The organism is Arthrobacter sp. TmtSoilC51, from assembly GCF_055388015.1.
On the sequence record NZ_AP035877.1, the window covers coordinates 3695201 to 3717763 of the forward strand.

A 22563-nucleotide genomic window follows, 5' to 3' on the forward strand; every position below is an offset into this window, starting at 1 on the left:
GTCAAACCCTGTGCAGGGCTTGTGTTCGTGGATCCATTCAGCCCCAATGCGGAGGCTTCTGCTCCTTCAACCACTGCTCATGGTCATAGCTGCCTTCGTCGCCCCAACGCCGGGGATCGTCTTCAGCGGCTTTGGTAGGCAGGATGCCACCGGAGCCTGGCTTGGCCGCTGGTGCCTTTGGCTCCGCTGGATGATCCGTGTTTTCGGCGCCCACAGTTCCGGTCTCTTCTTCGGAGCCGCTTCCGTTGCCGGTTCCCTGTTCAATCACTGGTACTTCAGTCCCATCCTCTGGATCGGTGGTGTCTGCATTACTGGCGTCTGCATTGCGTGGTTGGCCAGCCGATGCACTCTGCTTGTACACACTTGCCTGCTCAGCGCCGAAACCCTGCCGATGCGAAGCCCGGGCTTCGGAGGAGCTGCCATACGACGACCTTGCATTGTCCAGATTCAATTGTTCAACATCCATGTCCAGGAAGCCATGCTGCGAGGCCTGGACGGATTGCGGAACATGGTTCTCAAGCCCCAAATAGGAACCGATTCGATCTGCGCAGGACGAGGGATCCGTAAACACTTCAATCGTCCACAGGGACATGTAACGCCATCCCATGCGTTCCAGCAGTTGGGGACGCAGACGGCTCCGTTCACGGACACTCATGCGCCGGTACCGTTCCGTGCCATCGGATTCGATTGCCACTGGAGTGGGAATTTCGGCCCCTTCCCGTCCGATGGTGTGGACGGGGTCGGCAGCTGCAGCAATGTCCAGGACACCGTCGTAAAGGTGCCACACGCGGGCGCCCCTGGCTCGCAACCGCTCGCCCAGATCGGCAACCAAGGGATCCTCACCCAAGGCTTGTTCACTGGCAACTGCACGCGAGGCGGGAGTTCCAAGGTTGCTGTTCCCGGACAGTTCCCGGTCCAGCAGCTCGTAAAAGTCCACAGCGCCGTGCGCCAAGCGATCCAGGTCCAGATCTTCCGGACGGAAGCAGCTCAGGACATGCATGGAGCGGCGGGCGCGGGTCATCGCCAAAGCAAAGCGGTTCCGCCCGCCCTCGGTGGACAATGGCCCGAACGAATGCAAAGCACGGCCATGCGGAGTCCGGCCGTAGCCCAGGGAGAAAATGACATGGTCACGCACCAGCCCCTGTGCACGCTCGAGGTCCACCACGCGGAAGGACTCCGGGCCCGCGCCGAAGAAGGCGGACAACAAGGGGTGGTTGGGCAATTGAAGCCGGATAGCCTCACCGATCCGCGCAGCGTGGCGCAGGCTGGCAGTGACCACAGCCAACGACGTACGGGGCCGGAGTCTGGCATGTTCGAAGACAAGGTCCACCACACGGTTGACCTCTGCCGTAACGGACTCCACACCCTCGTGGTCGGCACCCGGGAGGCCGGTTCCATCGGGGATGTACTCCACCAGGATCGAACGGTCCAAGCCCGTCACAGAGCTGCCATCAGGCAGGCGCCGGAGGCCGCCGTCGTAGTAGTTCTTGCTCAGCTGCAGGATCAGGTCCTCGTCGACAGCCCGGTAGACCCAGTTCAGCTGCCACGTCGGCAGCACGCGTGCCAGTGCCTTGTAGGCACTGTCCACGGTCTCGTGGCTGGAGACTCCGGCCACGGGAGGTTCCACGGCCACGCTGAAGGTGCGGGCATTGGCGATCTTCGCATCACCGAAGGCAACGACTTGCCGGGCTCGGGCAATCGCCGGAAGGACGGCCTGGAGCGACGTCGATTCGGCGTCGATGATAACCACGGCGTCAAACTTCTGCTCCGCGGGAAGAACACCCGTCAGCAGGTAAGGGCTGACGGACCACACCGGAACCAGCATGGGCACGAGGTCAGGTGCCTGGGCGCTCAAGGCGGGGAGGGTCACCCGACCATCCTTGAGCAGGGCACGAAGCAACTCTGCCTGCCGGGGATGCTCCACTATCCCCTGGCCCCACTTCCGGGCCAACTGCCACCGCAGACGGGCAGCACCACTGGCAATGTGGGCCTGGTCCGCGAGGCGGTACTCAGCTTCGAGGCGGCGGAGGGAGTCGCCGTCGGACATGGCGAGGTAGTCGTCACCGCTGATCATTGCTTCCAGGGCAGACTGCCACCAGGCAAGATCCAGCTCGGCTGCCACCGACGCTGCGGGGACTTCACGCGCAGCAAGGTCAGCCAGGAGCTCCCCGAGTCCATGCTCGCGCATCTCTTCAATCAGGAGAGTGCGCTCGGGAAGTGTTTCAAGCGTGGCTGTGTCCGCTACGAGTCGTTCAAGCCGCTCCATGAGTTCCAGGTACGGAGTCTGGTGCAGCGAACCGCCGGCAGAAGTGTGCTTGAGAGCCTCACCCAGGCGGCGAAGCTCGGCGTCCAGTTCACGGTACAAGGCACCGAGGTCTGCGAGCCCGGACGGCACGGCCGGGTGGCGTTGCGTGGTGGCGTAGCCGGCCCACAGGGCACGCTGCTCTTGGACGAGGACCAGGGAGCTGTGGAGGTCCGCGATGTGGACACCGGGCCGCACGTACTCTTTGGCCACACGCCGCAGCCTGGAGCGCTGCATGGACGGCATCTCCAGATTGCGCTCCCGGCGCCACGCGGAGCTTGCCGTTGCCGAGATGAGGTCATGGACAGGGCGATCGAAGATGTCCGGAGTGAACTTGTCCAGGCTTTCGCGCACGGCAATCAGCAGTTCAAGCTGGGCGCCCCACTCCGTGAAGGTGTCCGCCAAACGGATCTCAGCGTGATCCGATACCTCCTTCATGCGCTCACGAAGGATGGGGAGCTTCTCCTCGGCAATGCGGGCCAGCTGTTGGGCCTCTTCGGTCTCCTTGCGGGTTACGAGCCGGGCTCCATACCAGGGGCTGGAGGTGGAAGCCCGGCTGAAACTGCCCAGCTCAGCAGCCCGACGCAAACGGCCGGCGAGCTCCTCACGGTCCTTGATGTTGTCCAGCACGCTGCGCTTCAGGCGCACTGTGGTGGACGGCGCCGGATGGATGGAGGTCAATTCCGCCAACGACTGCATTGCCTGGTAGGGCGAGCAGCCCCAGCGTTCGCGGACGTTGTGGAGTGACGCAACGTGGTCCATCAGCGCGTGCCGGTGTCCGGTCAGCGTCTGGTGGAGATTCCCGAGCTGCGGTTCCAGGGCCTTTTCATTGCGCATAATGGCCCGGACCAACTGGCCCTTGAGTTGCTGTGGTGTGGTGCCGTTGCCCGGACGGAACAACATTGAATCAAGGCCCAGCGATTCCAGGTGTGCAGAAAGCCCTGCAAGGCTGGACTGCCGGTCCCCCACTACCAGGACAGATTTTCCTTCGCTGACCAACGCGCCAATGGCGTTGATGGCCGTCTGCGTCTGGCCGCTACCCGGTGGAGTGCTGACAACAAGCGAATCTCCTGCGCGAACAGCATCCACTACATACTGCTGGTCAGTGTCGGCGTCGAGCAGGAGGAGTTCGTCCGCCGGATCACGTTCATCCAGGCTGGGGAACCTGCCCGCCTTGATGGGTTCGGGCTCAATGTCGCCACCGTTGGCAGCAGTAGCCAGGGCAGCCACGGTGGGGTTGTTCATGTTGATCCACGGGTCATCGAGGTTTCCCGAGAGATCAGCCAACGTGGTCACGAGCAAGTTGAATTCAACCTCGGCCCCATGGATGGGCTGAACGAGCGTAGCCAGGCGATCAAGGACCGGCTGGGGGTCGAGCCTGGCCGTGTTGTAGGCCATGCGGGCAACTGCATTGACGTCGAAGACGATGCCATGGACGGTCTTCAGGTGGCGCACCAAAGCCGGGTTCATGCGCGCTTGCTCGGTGAGCTGCAGCTCGAAGTCGTCCTCGCCCGGGCGCACGGTCAGGACAATCGAGGTCAGCATGACAGGAGCAGAGACCCGCTGGGGCTTGCCACCCACGGCTGACGTCCACACCACCGTGCCGGCAGAGAGGTACCCGGCCTCAATACCGCGATCATTACTGAGTTCGAAAATTTTGGACCGGATGTTGCGTGCCGCCCGGGCCGCCACCAGATATTGCTGCCGGTCGCGGATAAGGGTGGACAACCGCGTTCTGCGCCCTGCCAGCAACTGCGCCAGTCCCGAGGGATGCGCGTTGCTGAGGTCGATGGCGCCTTCGGGCGTCTTGACGAAACGCAGCATCGTGTCCGCCCCGGTAACGGGCTTAAGTCCGGACAGCCATTTCCGGAGCTCTTCGGAGCCCTCTTCCTGGCCTTGACCTAATGACACAACTGCTGCCTTCTTTTCTGTACTAGCTTTAGACGCCTTGGACCATACCGGCATACTTTCGAGGGTAGCGGGAATACGCCTTTAGCCCGCTCCGCAACACAGTGGCAATACGAAATTCGCCGTCATTTCACAGCTGGAAGAACAGTGGCCGGCCTCCCAAAGGAGGCCGGCCACTCAAAATGCTATTCCCACTCGATGGTTCCAGGCGGCTTGCTGGTGACGTCCAGCACTACGCGGTTGACTCCATCCACTTCGTTGGTAATGCGGTTGGAGATGCGGGCCAGGAGGTCATACGGCAAACGCGACCAATCAGCCGTCATGGCATCCTCGGACGATACCGGGCGGAGGACGATCGGGTGGCCGTAAGTGCGGCCATCGCCCTGGACCCCGACGCTACGGACATCAGCCAGCAGGACCACCGGCATCTGCCAAACATCATTGTCCAGGCCAGCAGCGGTCAGCTCTGCACGGGCAATGGCGTCGGCCTTGCGGAGCAGGTCAAGGCGTTCCTTGGTAACTTCGCCGACGATGCGGATACCCAAGCCCGGGCCGGGGAACGGCTGGCGGCCAACAATTTCCTGCGGCAGGCCAAGTTGGGCACCAACGGCGCGGACTTCGTCCTTGAACAGGGCGCGGAGCGGCTCGACCAGTTCGAACTGCAGGTCTTCAGGAAGTCCACCCACGTTGTGGTGGCTCTTGATGTTCGCAGCGCCTTCGCCACCGCCGGACTCGACGACGTCCGGGTAAAGCGTGCCCTGGACCAGGAACTTGATCTTCTCGCCCTCGGCAGCGGCCTGGGCGATGATCGCCCTCTCTGCTTCCTCGAAGGCACGGATGAATTCCCGGCCAATGATCTTGCGCTTCGTCTCGGGATCGCTGACTCCGGCCAAAGCAGACTGGAAGCGCTCTTGCTCGTTGGCAACATACAGGTTGACCCCGGTGGCAGCCACGAAGTCGCGTTCAACCTGCTCGGCTTCACCTTCGCGCAGGAGGCCGTGGTCCACGAAGACACACGTCAACTGGTCTCCAACGGCCCGCTGGACAAGAGCAGCAGCAACAGCCGAATCCACACCGCCGGAGAGACCGCAGATGACCTTGGAATCGCCGATCTGCTGGCGGATCCGGTCTACCTGCTCTTCGAGGATATTGCCGGTGGTCCAGTTGGGGCTCAGGCCCGCGCCCTTGAACAGGAAGTTCTCCAGGACGTGCTGGCCGTGCACGGAGTGCTTGACCTCCGGGTGCCACTGCACACCGTAGAGGCGCTTTTCCTCGTTGGCAAAGGCGGCTACCGGCGCTCCTGCCGTGGTGGCAAGCACCTCGAAACCCTCAGGAGCTTCATGGACGGAGTCGCCGTGGCTCATCCAGGTGTTCTGCGAGGAGGGCACACCGTCAAGAATCGAGCGGGCGTCGCCAACCACCAGTGCTTCGGTTGCGCCGTACTCCCGGAGGCCCGTCTGGGCCACCTTGCCGCCAAGCGCGTTGGCCATGGCCTGGAAGCCGTAGCAGATACCAAAAACGGGCACACCGGCTTCAAAAAGGTCCGCGCCGACCCGCGGAGCTCCCTCTGCGTAGACGCTGGAAGGTCCGCCGGAAAGGATGATGGCTGCCGGGTTCTTGGCCAGAAGCTGCTCGGTGGTGAAGGTATGCGGAACAATTTCCGAATACACATTCGCTTCACGGACGCGGCGTGCAATCAGCTGCGCGTACTGGGCACCGTAGTCAACAACCAGCACCGGCTTCTGGGAAGTCTGGGGTGCGGTGGGAGTAGTCACCCACCAAGACTACTTTGCCGGGCCGCCCCGGTGCACGTTGGCAAGGGCCCGAAGGGGTCAATTACGGGCAAGTCGTTAGGCATCTCACACCGCTGCACCTGCCTCGCCTGCCCCCGTCGCGACTAGTAGCGCTTTGAGGCCTGCGGGTTGGCTGCCAGTTCCGCTTCAACCTGTGCGTGGAACTTCTTCTCCACGATGAACGACATCAGCGGCACTACGCCGCCCAGGGCCAGCAGGACCAGCTTGGAGAACGGCCAGCGCATGAGCGACCACAAGCGGAAGTCGGAGACCAGGTAGACCACGTACATCCAACCGTGGACGATCAACACAGTGGTGGAGATATTGAAGCCACCGATCACGCCCTTGGGCTCAGACTCGGCGAATCCGAAGCCGAACGGCTGACCGGTAACGGCGTTCGTTCCACCGGCAAAGAGCGATACGCCAAAACCGTAGCGCGCAATCAGCTCAGCGCAGAGCAGCAGGAGCATGGCACCAGTCAGGTAGGCCATGACCTTGTAGAACTTCAGCGCGGAACGGATTTGGGCTTCCGTTCCGCCAAACCTGCGCTTCTTGGGCTTGGGTCCGGATTGCTCTGGCTGGATGGCCGGTTTGGGCTCAATCATTGCTGCACCTTTTGTTCTGGCCCAGGTTGCTGGGTTTCAGGGCTTGTCGGTTTGTTGGGCTCGTCTTTGTCTTCGTCGAGTCCGTCTTCGTGGTCGTATTCGTCGTGTGCGTCGTATTCGTCGCCTTCGAGGTCGCGACGGTAGTCGTCCGCCACCATCCGCCACCAGATGTACAGCGCGAATCCTGCAAAGACCACCCACTCCACGGAATAGAAGAGGTTCAGCCAGTTAACCTGTTGTGCGGGCGGCTGTGCTGGGATGTTGAGGGCCTTCACCCCCTCGTCGGCGGCTACGGGAACGCCGTCGGCAACCTCGGATGTCGCGGCAACGAAGCCCTGGTAGCTGGAGATCTCCCACGTGTTGATGAGTTCGGCAACGGCCACTGCAGACGCCCGGCCTGGACCGGCGTCGACATTTGGCACCGGCGCTTCGGACGGCAGCAGGCGGCCGGTCACCGTCAGGGTGCCCGACGGCGGAGGGCCGGCTTGCGCGGCATCGGCCACCCAACCCCGGGCTACTGGAATCCAAGTCTTGGGCGAGGCCGCAACACCGCTCAGTTTCGGAGCGTTGTCCACCGCGAAGGCCGAGACAATCCAGAATCCCTTCTGGCCGTTATATAGGCGGCCCTCGACGAGCACCTGCTTGGCGGGATCGTACGTCCCGGTGGCGCTGACCATCTGGTCCGAAACAGAGCCGGGGAAAAACTGCCCCGGCTGCAGAACGTCCACCAGCGGCTTGACCTCTTCAATGCTGGACGACACCGGGGCTTCGTGCTGGGTGGACCGGCTAAGCTGCCACTGGCTAAGCAGCACAAACACCGCGGACAGGAGAAGCGCAAAGACGAGTCCTGCGATCCAGCGGGGTTTCAGCGCGGTTTTCAACACCCCTTAACCGTACTTCGTCACGCTGTAGAACAACGAAACGAACGGTAAGAAGCTGGGCTTTGGGACCGGCCCGACGCCCGGACTCAATGGTCGAAGAACACCAGGCTTGAGTTGATGAGTTCGGAAATGACTTCGGTATCGTGCGCGCGGCGCAGGGACTCGCGGAATGACTCCTTGGAGAGCGAACGCGCCAAAGTAGCGAGGACTTCCAAATGGTCCGAGAAGGAACTGGCCGGTGTGGCAATGAGCAGGATCAATGTGGCCGGGCCATCTGTGGCACCGAAATCCAAGGCGTGACCGAACTTGGTGACGCCCACGGCAATGGAAATCCTGTCCACGAATTCACTGCGTGCGTGCGGCAGCCCAATACCTCCGGGAAGACCGGTGGCCAGTTGGTGTTCCCTGGAATGGACCTGTTCAAGGAAGCCTTCGAGGTTGGAGATCCGGCCGGCCGCGTGAAGGCGTTCCGCCAACTGTGCCGCAGCATCGATTTTGTCCTCGGCAACGAGTTCCAGGATGACGGTTTCCGGCGTAGTCAGTTCGGCGTCATACCGGTCAAGTGGTTCAGCCAAGTCGTGTTCCCTCCAGTGTGGCCTTCCGGCCGCAGGTCCTGTGTTGCTCAGCGAAGGGGAACGATGTCATCGACTCCCATGCGCGCGGCGTCAGCTGATTCGTCATCGGGTTGTTGCTGGCTGAGCCGCTCAGCTTCCACCCGCGCCAAATAGTGCTTAATCTCGCTTTCCCGCTGCGTCTCGCTCCAGCCAAGGATTTCTCCCATCAGCTTAGCCACTACAGGCACTGCTGACACACCCCGGTCCCACGCTTCGATCGAGATCCGGGTACGGCGCGTCAAAACGTCGTGAACATGACGGGCGCCCTCATGGGTGGTCGCATAGACCACCTCGGCGGCAAGGTAATCGTCCGCACCGGGAAGCGGTTCCCCGAGTTCGGGTTGCCCAGCGATGAGATCCAGCACTTCCGACGCCATGGAGCCGTAGCGGTTGAGCAGGTGTTCCACGCGGGCCACGTGCACGCCGGCCTCTTCTGCGGAGCGGGCCCGGCGGTTCCAGGCGGCTTTGAACCCCTCCGCACCGAGCAACGGGATCGTTTCAGTACAGCTGGAGGGAACCCGTTCATCCATCGCCCGGGTGGCCTCATCCACCGCATCCTTCGCCATGACACGGTAAGTGGTGAATTTACCGCCGGCCACCACCACCAGGCCTGGCACCGGGTGGGCCACGACGTGTTCGCGGGAAAGTTTGGCAGTGGAGTCGTTTTCGCCTGCAAGAAGGGGGCGGAGCCCTGCGTAAACGCCTTCGACGTCCTCCCGGGTGAGTGGCCGCTTAAGGACCTTGTTGACGTGCTCCAGGACGTAGTCGATGTCTTTGCTGGACGCTGCGGGGTGCGCCTTGTCCAGCTTCCAGTCTGTGTCCGTAGTACCGATGATCCAGTGGCGGCCCCAGGGGATCACGAAGAGCACAGACTTTTCCGTGCGCAGGATCAACCCAACAGTGGACTGGAACCTGTCCCGCGGCACCACAAGGTGGATGCCCTTGGATGCCCTGACTTTGAGCTGGCCCCGGTCGGTAACCATGGCTTGGGTTTCGTCCGTCCAAACGCCTGTGGCATTCACCACCTGCTTGGCGCGGACCTCAAAGACGCTGCCGTCTTCCTGGTTTTCCAGCTTGGCGCCCACCACGCGTTCACCTTCCCTGAGGAAGTCCACCACGCGCACCCTGTTCACGGCGTGGGCACCGTAGTGCGCGGCCGTCCGCACAACGTTCACCACCAAACGGGCGTCGTCCACTTGGGCATCGTAGTAGCGGATGGAGCCAACGAAAGCATCGTCCTTCAGGCTCGGAGCCGCCCTGAGGGTGCCACGCCTGAAGAGGTGCTTGTGCATGGGAACGCCCCGGCTGTGCCCCGAGGTGAGGCCCAATGTGTCATAAAGCATGATGCCCGCGCCCACGTAGGGGCGCTCCCAGAACCTACGGGTCAGCGGGTAGAGGAAAGGGACAGGGCGCACCAGATGGGGTGCGATCTGCTGGATCAGCAACCCGCGTTCCTGGAGCGCCTCCTGGACTAGTCCGAAATCGAGCATCTCAAGGTACCGGAGGCCACCATGGATGAGTTTGGACGAGCGCGATGACGTCCCTGAGGCCCAGTCCCTGGCTTCAACTATGCCGACTGTGAGGCCACGGGTCACTGCGTCCAGGGCTGCGCCAGCCCCCACCACGCCTCCGCCGACAATCAGGATGTCCAGCTGTTTGCCGGGTTCGGCAGTGGCTTTCAGGACTTCAATCGACGCGGCACGCGATTCCGGGCTCAATGCTCCCGGCGAATTCACCTGCGGACCGCCTACGACATTGCTCATCGGACCCCTCCTCAAACGCAACAGCTGGTAGTCCCCTACCCTACTTGTTGCTCGGCCCGATTGGCAGGAGTCCTAATTGCCTGCGTAAGGGGACACTACGACATCCACACGCTGGAACTCCTTGAGGTCCGAGTACCCGGTGGTTGCCATGGACCGGCGCAGGGCGCCAATAAGGTTGGACGTGCCGTCCGTGTGGTGCCCGGGCCCAAAGAGGACTTCCTCAAGGGGGCCAACTGTGCCGACGTTGACGCGGTCGCCGCGGGGCGATTCGAGGTGGTGCGCTTCCGGCCCCCAGTGCCAGCCGCGGCCCGGAGCTTCCTCGGCACGTGCCAGGGCGCTGCCCAGCATGACGGCGTCCGCTCCCATCGCTATGGCCTTGACGATGTCGCCCGACCTGCCCATGCCGCCGTCGGCAATCACATGGACATAACGCCCACCGGACTCATCCATGTAGTCGCGCCGGGCGGCAGTGACGTCCGAGATGGCCGACGCCATGGGCGAATGAATGCCGAGTGCACGGCGCGTGGTGGTGGTAGCACCTCCGCCGAAGCCAACGAGGACGCCTGCGGCACCCGTGCGCATGAGGTGCAGGGCCGGCGTGTAACCAGCTGCTCCACCGACGATCACAGGGACATCGAGTTCGTAGATGAACTGCTTAAGGTTCAGCGGTTCGTGGTTTTTGGATACGTGCTCAGCGGAGACCGTTGTTCCGCGGATGACGAAGATGTCGACGCCGGCGGCCACCACGGTCTTGTAGTGTTCCTGGGTGCGCTGCGGGGTCAGGGAGCCCGCCACAGTGACGCCTGCGGCACGGATCTCGGCCAAGCGGGAGCTGATGAGTTCCGGCTGTATGGGCGCCTGGTACAGGTCCTGCATCCGGCGGGTGACTGCCGGGCTGCTGGTTTCGTTGGCCAGGCCGGCGATCTCGTCGAGCACCTTCTGTGGGTTCTCGTACCGGGTCCAGAGGCCTTCAAGGTCCAAGACGCCGAGACCACCCAACCGGCCCAAAGTAATGGCGGTATCCGGCGACATCACGGAGTCCATGGGAGCGGCAATCACCGGCATATCGAACTTATAGGCGTCGATCTGCCAGGAGACAGAGACGTCCTTCGGGTCGCGCGTCCGACGATTCGGAACGATCGCGATGTCATCCAGGGAGTAGGCACGACGCCCACGCTTGCCACGGCCAATCTCAATCTCATAAGTCACTGCTCGAGTTTATCCCACCAAAACCAAGCAACCGTTTTGTTCCAACCGGCTCCCGGGTTTTGTTTCCAACCGCCTACCAGGTTTCTGTTTCCAACCGGCTATTAGGGGGTGTTCTGGCTGGTCTCTTCCACGGTGAGCTGGGACTCGAACATCCGGAAGTAGCGGCCCCTCAAAGCCACAAGCTCCTTGTGTGTCCCTTGTTCGGCGATCCGGCCATCTTCGAGCATGTACACAACATCTGCCTTCTCGATGGTGGCCAGCCGGTGGCTGATGGCAATGATGGTGCTGTTCCGGTCCGCGAAAAGCCGCGTGAAGATCCGGTGCTCCGCCAAAGCATCTATGGCCGAGGTCGGTTCGTCCATGACCATGAAGGAAGCATCCCGGTAGAAGTTACGCGCCATGGCCAGTCGCTGCCATTGCCCACCCGAGAGGCCGCTCCCCTTGCGTCCCCTGGGATCCTCCATCCAGTTGCTCACATGGTTTTCCAGGCCGTTGGGCAGCTTGTTGATGAACTCCATGGCCTCGGCATCTGATGCGGCACGCCGAATGCGGGAATCGTCCCGCGGTTGGCGGACATCGCCCAGGTAGATGTTCTCCGCGGCAGTGGCGAATTCATACTTCAGGAATTCCTGGCTCAGGACCGCCAAGTGCCGGTGCCAACTGGTCACGTCGATTCCGGCTAGATCGACGCCGTCAAGCAATACCTGGCCTGAATCCGGCCGGTACAGGCCTGCCAGGATCCGGATCAGCGTGGACTTTCCTGCACCATTCTCACCAACGATTACAATGTGCTGGCCTGCCCTGATGGTCAGGGAAATGCCCTTGATAACCTCAATGTCACTCCCGGTATAGCTGAAGCGGATGTCCCGCATTTCCACAACGGAAGGCGACTTCACCAAAGGAGGCTCATGGCCGCTGGGCACGGGAAGTGCCATGAACAGCTCGTAATCTTTGAGGTTGGCAAGGTCTTCGTCAATGGAACTCAGCGACGAAACCAGGTTGTTGGCGGTGGAAAGGGCCCGGCTGACGATCTGTTGGATATAGAGGAACTGCCCTACGGGTTGCGCCCTGGCAATGATTTGTCCCACCACCCAGATCAACGAAACAACCTCGGCCCCGTACTGCAGGGCGTCCGCTGCGAGCTGCTTGGGGATGTAGCGCTTTTGGAAGTCCAGGCGCCGGCGCTCGTCAGCGTCGCGAAGCCGCGAACGCAGGCCCATCAGATAGCCTACGATTCCATAGAGCCGCATCTCGGCAATGTGCTGGGGCCGCAGGAGGTTGGTCTCGATCATGCGCCGTTGCCGGCGCGAATCCACCTGGGTATTCCAGTGGGCTATTTGCTCGCGCGAGAGTTTGAACTGCAGGTAGACGCTCGGGACGATCGCAATGAGGACAATGACCGCGATCCACCAACTGACCAGCAGCAGCGCCCCCACTGCCAGGATGACTGAAACCAACTGAGTAAAAATCGCAGCGATCCGGTCCAGGACCCGCGCATAGGAATCGGAGAATCGCTTGGCGCGATCGTAGAGGTCCACCGTTTCCTTGTCGTCATAGCGCCAAAACTCCAGTGCCAGGAAGCGCTCATACATCATGTCGCCAACGATCGCGCCCACTTTGAAGCTCATCAACTGCTGGATGTACCGGTCGACGCTGCTGAAGGCGCCCCAGAACAGCCCCAGCGCTGCCGTAATGATGACGTACAGGACCGCCCGCGGACCGGCGTCGGGATCCCCCGCATAACCGGCGGCCAACGCAGTGGTGGTCAACGCGGCGAAGTAGGTGGTAACCAGCGGCAACGTGGCCGAAATCAGTGACCCGGCCACTTTCATGATGACCGCCACGGGTGATGCCTTGAAGCTCACCTTCAGAACCTGCCCGACGGCGCGGGCGTACGGCCGGAGCGCAAGCTTGCGGGGCGCTTTGCCGGGTTGGACTGAGTTCAGGCGGACCGACTCCGGGTGCCGCGGTTGTGCGGGCTTTTCGGACATGTCCCCAGCCTATTCCTCCCCGCAGACATTCCGTTGCCGCCCTTAAACAGTTGTTCCCCGCGGAAACGTCCGCGGGGAACAGGAGTGGTCAGCGGGAACCGTAGTTCGGCGCCTCTACGGTCATCTGGATATCGTGCGGGTGCGATTCCTTCAGGCCAGCCGGAGTGATACGGACGAACTTGCCGCGTGCCTTGAGCTCGGCAATGGTGGGAGCGCCGGTGTAGAACATGGTCTGACGAAGGCCGCCCACAAGCTGGTAGGCCACCGAAGCCAGCGGTCCGCGGAACGCCACGCGGCCTTCGATGCCTTCCGGGATGAGCTTGTCATCGCCGGAAACGTCGGCCTGGAAGTAGCGGTCCTTGGAGTAGGACGTGTTCTTTCCACGGGACTGCATGGCACCAAGGGAGCCCATGCCACGGTAGCTCTTGAACTGCTTGCCGTTGACGAAGATGAGTTCGCCCGGGGACTCCTCGCAACCAGCCAGGAGCGAGCCCAGCATCACGGTGTCAGCACCGGCGACCAAGGCCTTGCCGATATCGCCGGAGTACTGCAGCCCGCCGTCGGCAATCAGCGGCACGCCCGCCGGGATGGCAGCCTTGGCGGATTCGTAGATGGCGGTGATCTGCGGAACGCCTACACCGGCGACGACACGGGTGGTGCAGATAGAGCCCGGGCCCACACCTACCTTGATGCCGTCGGCACCGGCATCGATCAGTGCCTGGGCACCTTCGCGGGTTGCAGCCTGGCCACCGATGATGTCCACGTGGGCAGCAATCGGATCCGACTTCAGGCGACGGATCATGTCCAGCACACCTTGGGAGTGGCCGTTGGCGGTATCCACAAACAGGGCGTCCACGCCGGCGTCGATGAGTTTCATGGCGCGTTCCCAGCCATCACCGAAGAAGCCGATGGCAGCACCTACGCGCAGGCGGCCTTCGTCGTCCTTGGTGGCCAGCGGGTACTGCTCTGCCTTGGTGAAGTCCTTGGTGGTGATGAGGCCCTTGAGGCGGCCCTGCTCGTCAACGAGAGGGAGCTTCTCGATCTTGTTGGTGGCCAGCTTGTGCGAGGCTTCCTCGCGGCTGATGCCCACATGCCCGGTAATGAGCGGCATCTTTGTCATGGCATCGCTGACGCTGCGCAGCGGGAATTCCGATTCCGGAATGAACCGGGTGTCGCGGTTGGTCACGATGCCCAGCAGGCGTCCGTCCGTGTCCACCACGGGAAGGCCGGAGACACGGTAGCGGGAACACAGCTCGTCCAGCTCCTGCAACGTGGCCTGCGGGCCAATGGTCAGCGGGTTGGTGATCATGCCCGATTCGCTGCGCTTGACGCGGTCCACATGCTCAGCCTGGTCATCGATGGACAGGTTGCGGTGCACCACGCCCAGGCCACCCTGGCGGGCCATCGCGATGGCCATGCGGGACTCAGTCACGGTGTCCATGGCAGCAGACAGCAACGGCGTCTGCACCGTGATCCGCTTGGAAATGCGGGAGGACGTGTCCGCGTCAGAGGGGATGACGTCAGTGTGCCCGGGGAGGAGCAGGACGTCGTCGTAGGTCAGGCCTACGAAGCCAAAGGGATCGTGTTCGGGCTGGGTCATGAGTGCGGCCTCTTACCTGGGTTCCGGGGGCTATAACTGGTAGGGGTTGCAACTGATGACCAGCCCGTCATTACGGGACTGGCCTGTGCATAAAGTACTGGCCTGTGCATGAGGTACTGCAAGGCAAAGGTGCTTCGGGTATTGAATAAATAGTAGAACCTCCGCGGCGATCGCCATATTCCGCGACGCCTGAGTGTGAGCAACGGCACTGGCGGCAGGCCGACGTCGTGCGTTCCATGCTCCCGCGGGCAGCTGCTAGCGCTCTGACCAGCCCGTCGCGGCGAGGAGCCGCTCCTCGAACATCGGAATCATGCTCTGCACGTAGGTCTTGGTGAGGTGGTTGTCGTCCTTGTAGACGTACACATTCCCAACCACTGCCGGACACGTGCCCTTTTCACAGATGAAGTCGCTCATGTCCATCAGGTACAACCGATCCACCTTGCCCACGTAATCGTCCAAAGGCGAGGAAGCAGCCAGGGAATCCTCCAAGGGAGGGTTGCAGTCAGGCGATTCGGGGCCCTTCTTCTGCACGCACTCCGGCATGTTAATGCTGAACCGCGGGTTGTCCCGCACGCCGACGACGTCGATTCCTGCATCCGTAAAGGGTTTGATGCCTTCCAAATAGCCGGGCACCTCGGTCTCGAACGGGGCCGTGACGTGGGTCAATGACGCCACGGTGAACACAGCATCGGGTTTATGTTCCATGACGTAAGCGGCACTTGCCTTGTTGAAGTCGTTGCAGTCGCCAGCCCGCTCGGGAGATTCGGCACCGAACCGGCAATTCCCCTTCAGCAGTGTGACCACTTCCCAACCGTGCTCCTTGGCGATCGGACCGAGGGCGGCCATGTACTGCTGGGCATGCGAATCACCGAGCACCACGATCCTCTTGGTCACTACCTCGGGTTCATCGTTCTGGAGGCAACCCTGCAGCAACGGATCCGTTGGGACGTTGGCGCCTGTGCACAGCCCGTCGATGTCAGCCCATTCATCTTTCATGGCGGCCGGTGCGGGAATGATCATTGCCTCAGGCGTCGGTTGCCCCGCGTTCTCAGGCGAAAGTGCCGCAGCACCGGGCGTAAGTTCCCTGGGCTGGTCGGCTATCGCCACGCTTTCCGCGGCGATGGCACCCTGCCAGGCAGTTACCGGCAGCGCCAGCAACGCACCACAGGAAACAATCACGACGGCGGCCCGCCAGGACCGGGCGTCCGGCCACTCCCAGCGGCGCATCGGCATCTCGACATACCGTGTGGTGGCGATAGCCAGCACCATGGATACGGCCATGATGCCCAGGCCCTGCAGGAGGTTGGGGCTCGTGGTGTCCGTAAGGAGCAGGAAGAACACCAGGACAGGCCAATGCCACAAGTACAAGGCGTAGGAATTGTTTCCCACCAGGACCAAGGGCTTTGAGCTGAGCACGCGGTCCGCACCCAGGCGGCTGTTGCTCTGGCCGGCGGCGATAACCGCCGCTGCCGCGAGGGTCGGCCACAAGGCCACGAAGCCTGGGAAGGAGCGGTCGACAGTGAGGATCAGTCCACACGAAAGCATGGCGGCCAGACCGGCCCAACCCAGGACTACCCGAAGCCAGCGTCCCGGTTTGAGGTACGGGAGAGCCAATGCCAGCAGGGACCCCAGCGCGAATTCCCACAGCCTCGCACGGGTATCGAAGTAGGCATACGCCTGGTTGTGGGCCGTCTGGTCGATGGAATACACCAGCGAAGCCACGAAGACCACGCCGAACGCCACGAACAGCAGCTGCCGGTGGGCCAAGGCCTTGCGCCCCGGGAACATTTTTGCCAGTTGCGGCTGCAGCAGGGCCACGGCCGCGAAAATCAGCGGCCACAGGATAAACACCTGGCCTTGGACGGACAAGGACCAAAAGTGCTGCAGAGGACTGGCTCCGGAGTGGTCCTGGGCATAGTAATCAACGGCAGAGTCAGCTAGCTGCCAGTTCTGCCTGTAAAGCAACGAGGCCCAGGCCTCGGCAAGCACGTCCGGCCACCGGCTTTGCGGGACGAAGGCCCACGTGGCGGTCAGGACTGCCAACAAGACAACGACGACGGCGGGCAGCAGCCGCTTGAACACGTGGAGCCAATGCCGCAGGAGGCTCAGGGGCTTGTGGTTTTCGAGCTTCCGTGTAAACGACAGGGTAAGCAGGAAAGCCGAGATGAGCAGGAAGACGTCGACTCCACCGGATACCCGGCCGAGCCAAATGTGGTACGCAGCCACCATCAGTACAGCCAGGGCGCGCAGGCCCTGGACCTCAGGGCGGAAGCCGCGTTCCGCCGTCGTGCGTTCCATGTTGTTGCTCATCGCGTCCACCCCGTCGCGGCAAACCACCTTTCGTCGAACATTTCACCCATGCTGGTGACGTAGGTCTTCGACAGGTGATTATCGTCCAAGTAGACGAACACATTTCCTATGACGCTGGGACACTGGACACCGTCGCACAGGAGATCCGTCATATCCAGGAATGCGGCATTGCCGAACTTTCCCTGTACAGCTGCAAAGGGGCTCTCCGCGGCCAGGACGTCATGCTGGTCAGACTTGCACTCGCTGCTGTCCACGCCCCTGGACAGCGCACATTCGGTGACGTTGTGGTCAAACCGTGGGTTGTCACGGATGGCAACCACCTGGATGCCGAGGTCGTTGAAGTTGGTGACGGTCTGTTCAAAGCCGTACACCAACTCCTCATCCGGAGATGATGGGGCCGCCTTGGTGCCCACCATGAACACGGAATCCGGCGTGTGGGCTGCCACGTACTTGGAAGCGGCCGAGTTGAAATCGTTGCAGTGTTGGTCAGCGTCGGCGTTGTCCGGCATGAAGGGGCATCCGCCCAGCAGGAGAGCCGTGACTTTCCAATGCTCAGCCTCAGCGAGGGGGCCCAGTGCGGCCAGCCATTGCTGGGCATGGGAATCGCCCAAGACAATGATGCTCTTGGTGGCGTCGTCCCCCACGCCGTTCTGCTGGCAATTCTCCTGCAGCGACTTGTCCTCCGGCCGGGAATCACCCTCACACGTCCCACCCAGGTGTGCCCAATCCTCAGGTAGCTGCTCTGCCGTAGGCAGCGTCTTGGCATCCTTGCTGACCTGGTCCACGTACCCGGGAAGGAGTGCATGCGCTCCTGGGTTGTCATTGAACGCCTGCGTTTCGGCGGCCTTCTGGTCCAGATATTGCTTGTACTCGAAGCCAAGCAACGGCGTGCACGCCAAGGCCAGGCAAACAGCGATGGAAATGGCTGCGCGGCGGCGTTTCACTTCGGGCCACTTCCACTCCCGGAAGGGCTTCTCCACGTACTTGGTAGTCAGGAACGCCAGGACCAGTGCCAACGCCACGATGGCGGTGCCGGAAAGCCAGCCGGCATGGTCCTTGCCACTCCAGGCCAAGGCGATGACCAGAATGGGCCAGTGCCAGAGATAGAGGGCATAGGAGTTATCGCCAAGCCTGACCAGGAATTTGGAGCTCAGGATACGATCCACTCCGAAGCGGCTACCGGTCTGACCCGCAGCGATCACAGCAACCGCAGCCAGAGTGGGCCAGAGCGCTATAAAGCCAGGAAACGCCGTCTGGACCTGCAGCAGAATGCCGCAGCTGAGCATGGCAGCCACGCCGATCCACCCCATCACCACACGGACGGGTTTGGAAAAGTCCAGGGCAGGCAGGATCAAGGCAACAAGGGTTCCGAGCGCAAACTCCCAAAGCCGGGCAAAGGTGTCGAAGTAGGCCACCGCCTGGTTGTTGGCCGTAAAAATAGTGGAGTACGTCAGGGACACGACGAAGATCAGCGCAAATACGTAAGCGAGCGAGGCCCGGTATCGGAGATCGAATTTGCGGCAGATGACCGCTATCACGGCGAAGATCACTGGCCAGAGAATGAAGACCTGGCCCTGGATGGAAAGCGACCAGAAGTGCTGCACGGGACTGGCGAGGCTGTGGTCGGTGGCGTAGTAGTTGACCGCCAGGGTCTGCAGGAGCCAATTCTCGTAGTAGAACAGTGAAGCCCAGGCCTGGTGGACCACTTCCACCCAGCGGGTGGGAGGCAGGAAAGCAAAGGTGGCAGCCAGTGTTCCCAGGAGGACAACAACCACTGCGGGCAGCAGGCGCCTGAACAGGTGCAGCCAATGCCGCAACAAGTCCATCGGGCGCCGCTGTTTGAAGCGGCTCGTGAACTGGAGCGTCATGAGGAATGCCGAGATCAGCAGGAAGACATCCACCCCGCCTGATACCCGCCCAATCCAGATGTGGTAGCTCACCACCATGAGGACAGCGAGCGAGCGGAGGCCCTGGATTTCGGGTCGGAAAGTGGACTTTACAACGGGACCGGTAGCCCGCCTGTTGGGACGGGCGGGCGGTCGGATCGTTGATGTAGTCACGTTAGGCAGTTCCTCAAGGCTATTGCACAAAGCATCCATCATACGCCGTTCCGGGCGCCCGCCCCAGTCGGGCCAGCCTGTGGAACCGCCTTACGAGTGTCCATTAGCTCAAGTTGGACTATGCATTTGCAAAGATGAAACTGTGCGTGGCCTGTGCTCGGGCAGGTCTGTTTGAACCCCGGGGAACTAGGCCAAAGCCGGGCGAGGCTCTGCTGCCAGCGGCTGTTCCGCTGTGATCCGCTGTGCCAAATAGCGGGCATCGCGGCCCACTCCCGGAAGTGTTGCCGAGACTGCCGCGAACAGGAACTCCTGGCCGATGAAGTAGAGTCCGGGCACAGATTCCACCACTCCCCTCTTGTGGGCCGGAGCTCCATCCCCGTCCTGGTACGGGAGCTTCAGCCACGAGTAGTCCTCACGGTATCCGGTACACCAAATAACGTTCGCGACGTCCAATGGCCGGCCCTCTTCAAGCACCGGTTTGCCTTGCTTTACCCCGGCTATCCTTGGCAGCAGTTCCACCTTCGCGCCACGCAGTTCCTTGGTGCGCGTCCGGATCAAAGGTGCCGCCATGGTCTTGAATGCCGGCGCCACCTTCCGGCCAACCGGAGTGTTCAGCGTCAGGACGTGCAGTCCTGCGAAACGGACCACAGGCAGGACAAACCGGGCTGCAGCGCGTCCATGGCGAACAGGAAGTTCCCCACTGGCTTTGCCCGCCAGCAACGTGGTGTGTGTCCTGCTGGCCTCAAGGGCAATCTCCGCGCCGGAATTGCCGAGTCCTACGACGAGGACCGGCCCTGGTTGGAGTTGTCCGGGATTCTTGTAGTCCTGTGAGTGAAGCTGGACGGTGCCCGGATCCAGCTCATTGGCGAATGCCGGCTGCTTGGGAACGCGATATCCACCGGTAGCTACCACTACGTTGCTGGCAGTCCAGGACCGATCGCCAGAGCTCACAAGGAAACGGCCGCCATGCTCCCGCACCTCGTCAACACGGACTCCGTGAACCAGGGGAAGACTGAAGCGCCGTGCATATTTTTCAAGGTAGTCCGCCAACTCATCCTTGCTGGGAAACGCCAAGGGGTCTCCCGGAAAAGGTGCGCCCGGCAAACCGTCATACTTGGCCGGCGTAAAGAGCCGAAGCGAATCCCACCGTTGGCGCCACGCATCGCCAGTCCTCGCATTCTCGTCAAGGATGACAAAGTTGTGGTGCCGTTGGGCCAGCCAATAGCCGAGGGCCAAGCCGGCTTGGCCGCCGCCCACGATGACGGTATCGAACTGTGGGTCACTCTCTTTCTTCATGACTGTTCCTGTCTCGTTATTGATCCAACGCGAAGTCACTCGTGGGCGATGGCGGCAGCCGCCATGGGCCTTGGATGATCCCGCGTTGCCGGGGTTTCAGTTGCTGGGGTTTCAGCGGGAACCTTCCCGTACCGCAGGCACCACACCAACATCAAGGCCGACGTCACCACATAGAAGGAGTGAAGCAGCCACACGGGTCCGGCCGGAAGGTCGAAGACGTAGAAGGAATGCACGGCGTTGGCGATGTTGGTCAGGGTGATGTTGCTCAAACTGTAGGAGGCCAGATCCTTGGTTCGGACTGCCTTCACCAACATGGGCAGCATGCTGGATGCAAAGAGCACGGTGGATACGGTGCCGGCGAGCAGTGGAATGTTCATAAGCCCAAGCTATGAGTCCGGTGCCCTCCGCCGCGTCGGCCAAATGACGCATTCCGTTGGATGGGGCATGGGTATTAATGCGCATGCCCGGGAAGTGATAGAGCATCCAGGGAAAACCCCGCAGGATGTGAGAGAACATCGGGAGAAAAGCTGTGGGATGTAAGAGAACATCACTTGATCAAATGCTGTTCGAAGGCATATTTGGTCGCAGCGACCCTGGATGGCAGGGAGAGTTTGTTGAGGATGTTGCTGACATGCCGGGCAACGGTCTTTTCGCTGAGGTACAGTTCCCGCGCAATCGACTTGTTGGCTTTTCCGTCAGCTACGAGCCGCAGGACTTCAAGCTCACGGGCAGTGAGCATGGAACCATCGCCGCCGCCACTCACCGTGCCGGCTCCCGCACTGAGCCCGAGCACCTCGGTCATGGCCGGCACTGCTTCGAGTTCAGCGAACTCGGCTGTGGCGGCTTCGAATTCCATGTCCGCAGAGTCGGGATCGCCCAACCCGACGCAGGCACGACCAGCCAACACCCGGCACCGGGCGGCCTCGTATGGAGCCTCGAGGCTGTACCAAAGCCGCCAGGCCTTCCGGGCGGACATCAGTGCGGCCTCGGCACTCCCCTCGGCCAAGAGAACGCTGGCTTCGGCCTGCGCTGATAGCGCCCGTTCCAAGGGGCGGCTGGCTTCGTGGAGCGGCGCTGCGAGTTCATCCGCCGCCGCCCTGGCTGCGACGAGGTCCCCCGCGGCAAGCTCCACCTGGACCACGGCCGGAAGCAGCCTGCACCGGTTGGCCGGATCCGCTCCGGACATTGCACGGTGCAACATGGCCTGCGCTTGGGACGTTTTGTTCTGGGCCATGCGTAGAAGCGCAAGGCCGGGCAATGGCTCGTAACCGGTCTCCCCTGCCTTGGCGTAGGCTGCGTCGGCCTCGTCGAGCCTGCCCCTGAGGCGGAGGACTTCAGCTTGTTGGTACCAAGCTCCCCAGGCCGCTTCCGGATCGCCCCGACGTGAACGGTCCTGGGCAATGCGGGCCGCGGCCAAGGCATCGTTCCAGGCGCCATGCAGGATGAACAGCTCTGCGCGGTGCGATTGGCATTGCCCACTGAACATCACCATGTCCGGCCGGTCCCCGCACCATCGTTCCAAGGCTGCCGTCCATTCCTGGGCGCGGTGGACATCCAAGGCCAGCCTGCAGCTTCCAATCACCGCACAGTAGATGATCCCGGAAGGTATGGGCGAGACCTCGCCGGCGGTGACGGACAACATCACTTCATCGAGGAGCTGCAATCCCTCGTCCGGTGAGCCGAGGGTAATCGTAGCCGTGCCCAAGCCCAGCCGGCCCAACGCCATGAGATCCCGGTCGTGGAAACGCTGGCCCACTTCAAAGGCCCGGCCAAACAGCTCGTGGCTGGCCGCGGGGTTTCCTCCGTACAGTGAACCAAGGGCGGATGGGATGAGGAGGTAGCCCTCCGCTTCTGTGGGCTCTTCCATTTCGGCAATCAGATGCTGGGCGCGTGACATCCAACCGGAACTTCGCGCGGGTTCCCCGATGTCCATGAGGAACAGCACCAGCCACGCCGCACAGCGCGCCGCACCGGCCATGTCGCCCAGTGTCAGGAATTCCTCGTGGGCCCGCGTCAGGTATTTCACTCCGTCATCGTCATGGCCCAGCAGCATTGCCACGGATGCCACCAGTTCCATGTCCCGGGCAGGCAAGCCACCTTCGGAATCGGCCCGGGCAAGGCAGTCCAGCGCATCGCTCCAGCGATGCTCGGAGAACGCCGAGCGTCCCAGATCCAAGGCTGTGACCGACATAGTGAACACTCATTCCGCGACCGGGAGCTACCCGGTTGGC

14 protein-coding genes are annotated in these 22563 nt (G+C 62.1%); all 14 read right to left on the reverse strand.

All coding sequences use genetic code 11. The features are described from left to right. Positions 1-37: 37 nt before the first annotated feature. Positions 38-4267, reverse strand: coding sequence for an AAA family ATPase (locus ACZ5G6_RS16880; RefSeq protein WP_498686724.1), 4230 nt, complete (start codon positions 4265-4267; stop codon positions 38-40). A 128-nt stretch (positions 4268-4395) separates the two neighbouring features. Further along, positions 4396-5985, reverse strand: coding sequence for a glutamine-hydrolyzing GMP synthase (gene guaA, locus ACZ5G6_RS16885; protein WP_223933851.1), 1590 nt, complete (start codon positions 5983-5985; stop codon positions 4396-4398). 122 nt (positions 5986-6107) lie between these two features. Continuing rightward, on the reverse strand, positions 6108-6608 hold the full coding sequence (locus ACZ5G6_RS16890) for a DUF3817 domain-containing protein (protein ID WP_223933852.1): 501 nt from the start codon (positions 6606-6608) through the stop codon (positions 6108-6110). Then, complete coding sequence (locus ACZ5G6_RS16895; RefSeq protein ID WP_498686727.1) at positions 6605-7492, reverse strand: SURF1 family protein; 888 nt, start codon at positions 7490-7492, stop codon at positions 6605-6607. Before ACZ5G6_RS16895 ends, ACZ5G6_RS16890 begins: the two co-directional genes overlap by 4 nt. Before the next feature lie 83 nt (positions 7493-7575). Continuing rightward, positions 7576-8064: a PTS sugar transporter subunit IIA gene (locus ACZ5G6_RS16900; protein WP_223933855.1), complete on the reverse strand. Its 489-nt coding sequence runs from the start codon at positions 8062-8064 to the stop codon at positions 7576-7578. 47 nt (positions 8065-8111) lie between these two features. Next, positions 8112-9866, reverse strand: a complete 1755-nt coding sequence (locus tag ACZ5G6_RS16905) for a glycerol-3-phosphate dehydrogenase/oxidase (protein ID WP_498686729.1) — start codon at positions 9864-9866, stop codon at positions 8112-8114. A gap of 72 nt (positions 9867-9938) precedes the next feature. Continuing rightward, positions 9939-11075 (reverse strand): GuaB3 family IMP dehydrogenase-related protein, encoded by a 1137-nt coding sequence (locus ACZ5G6_RS16910; protein WP_223933859.1) that lies wholly within the window; start codon positions 11073-11075, stop codon positions 9939-9941. A gap of 101 nt (positions 11076-11176) precedes the next feature. Continuing rightward, positions 11177-13066, reverse strand: coding sequence for an ABC transporter ATP-binding protein (locus ACZ5G6_RS16915; protein WP_498686731.1), 1890 nt, complete (start codon positions 13064-13066; stop codon positions 11177-11179). Between the two features lie 88 nt (positions 13067-13154). Further along, positions 13155-14666 (reverse strand): IMP dehydrogenase, encoded by a 1512-nt coding sequence (gene guaB / locus ACZ5G6_RS16920; protein WP_223933862.1) that lies wholly within the window; start codon positions 14664-14666, stop codon positions 13155-13157. Between the two features lie 255 nt (positions 14667-14921). Next, on the reverse strand, positions 14922-16976 hold the full coding sequence (locus ACZ5G6_RS16925) for an acyltransferase family protein (protein ID WP_498686734.1): 2055 nt from the start codon (positions 16974-16976) through the stop codon (positions 14922-14924). After that, positions 16973-19075, reverse strand: a complete 2103-nt coding sequence (locus ACZ5G6_RS16930) for an acyltransferase family protein (protein ID WP_498691930.1) — start codon at positions 19073-19075, stop codon at positions 16973-16975. The genes ACZ5G6_RS16925 and ACZ5G6_RS16930 overlap by 4 nt, the downstream gene beginning before the upstream one ends. Before the next feature lie 147 nt (positions 19076-19222). After that, on the reverse strand, positions 19223-20332 hold the full coding sequence (locus ACZ5G6_RS16935) for a flavin-containing monooxygenase (RefSeq protein ID WP_223933864.1): 1110 nt from the start codon (positions 20330-20332) through the stop codon (positions 19223-19225). Positions 20333-20367: 35 nt separating this feature from the next. Then, positions 20368-20709 carry a hypothetical protein gene (locus tag ACZ5G6_RS16940; protein WP_223933866.1) on the reverse strand — a complete coding sequence of 114 codons (342 nt, stop codon included), beginning with the start codon at positions 20707-20709 and terminating at the stop codon, positions 20368-20370. A 170-nt stretch (positions 20710-20879) separates the two neighbouring features. Continuing rightward, positions 20880-22523, reverse strand: coding sequence for a LuxR C-terminal-related transcriptional regulator (locus ACZ5G6_RS16945; RefSeq protein WP_498686737.1), 1644 nt, complete (start codon positions 22521-22523; stop codon positions 20880-20882). Positions 22524-22563: the final 40 nt, after the last annotated feature.

Bases quoted from the DNA above. Each gene is read 5' to 3' on its own strand.
- ACZ5G6_RS16905 (WP_498686729.1), bottom strand. From the start codon at position 9,866: ATGAGCAATGTCGTAGGCGGTCCGCAGGTGAATTCGCCGGGAGCATTG.
- guaB (WP_223933862.1), bottom strand. From the start codon at position 14,666: ATGACCCAGCCCGAACACGATCCCTTTGGCTTCGTAGGCCTGACCTAC.
- ACZ5G6_RS16930 (WP_498691930.1), bottom strand. From the start codon at position 19,075: ATGGATGCTTTGTGCAATAGCCTTGAGGAACTGCCTAACGTGACTACA.
- ACZ5G6_RS16945 (WP_498686737.1), bottom strand. From the start codon at position 22,523: ATGTCGGTCACAGCCTTGGATCTGGGACGCTCGGCGTTCTCCGAGCAT.
- ACZ5G6_RS16940 (WP_223933866.1), bottom strand. From the start codon at position 20,709: ATGAACATTCCACTGCTCGCCGGCACCGTATCCACCGTGCTCTTTGCA.
- ACZ5G6_RS16890 (WP_223933852.1), bottom strand. From the start codon at position 6,608: ATGATTGAGCCCAAACCGGCCATCCAGCCAGAGCAATCCGGACCCAAG.
- ACZ5G6_RS16915 (WP_498686731.1), bottom strand. From the start codon at position 13,066: ATGTCCGAAAAGCCCGCACAACCGCGGCACCCGGAGTCGGTCCGCCTG.
- ACZ5G6_RS16925 (WP_498686734.1), bottom strand. From the start codon at position 16,976: ATGAGCAACAACATGGAACGCACGACGGCGGAACGCGGCTTCCGCCCT.
- ACZ5G6_RS16880 (WP_498686724.1), bottom strand. From the start codon at position 4,267: ATGCCGGTATGGTCCAAGGCGTCTAAAGCTAGTACAGAAAAGAAGGCA.
- ACZ5G6_RS16935 (WP_223933864.1), bottom strand. From the start codon at position 20,332: ATGAAGAAAGAGAGTGACCCACAGTTCGATACCGTCATCGTGGGCGGC.